This window comes from uncultured Microscilla sp. (assembly GCF_947493425.1).
GTDB lineage: Bacteria > Bacteroidota > Bacteroidia > Cytophagales > Microscillaceae > Microscilla.
This window is the reverse complement of sequence record NZ_CANLRP010000599.1, coordinates 1-292: the sequence shown is the minus strand read 5'-3', so window position 1 is coordinate 292 and position 292 is coordinate 1. Positions and strand designations below refer to the sequence as shown.

The 292-nt window shown below is 40.8% G+C and carries 1 protein-coding gene; it reads left to right on the top strand.

Annotated features, from left to right (window positions below):
* Positions 1 to 65: 65 nt before the first annotated feature.
* A partial coding sequence (locus tag Q0954_RS34725; protein WP_299466872.1) for a DnaB-like helicase C-terminal domain-containing protein occupies positions 66 to 292 on the top strand: 227 nt, incomplete at its 3' end.

Genomic DNA, 292 nt, shown 5'->3' with positions numbered 1-292 from the left:
ACCAACGTCCAATATTTATTGATGACAGCAGTAGTTTTCCACTTCAGAAGTTAAAGACCAAAATCATGCGGTTCAAAATTAAACACGATATTCAACTCGTATGCATTGACTTTATTCAATTCATTGAAGTCAAAGAACAACCTTTTGGTAGCAGGTCTCAGGAACTCGCCTGGATCACAGAGCAACTAAAAAAAATGGCCAGTGAACTGCAAATCTCCATCATTGCTGTAGTACAGTTAAATCGTTCACATGCCTTGGAAAGACGACCGCCTTGCCTGGCTGATCTGGAAGC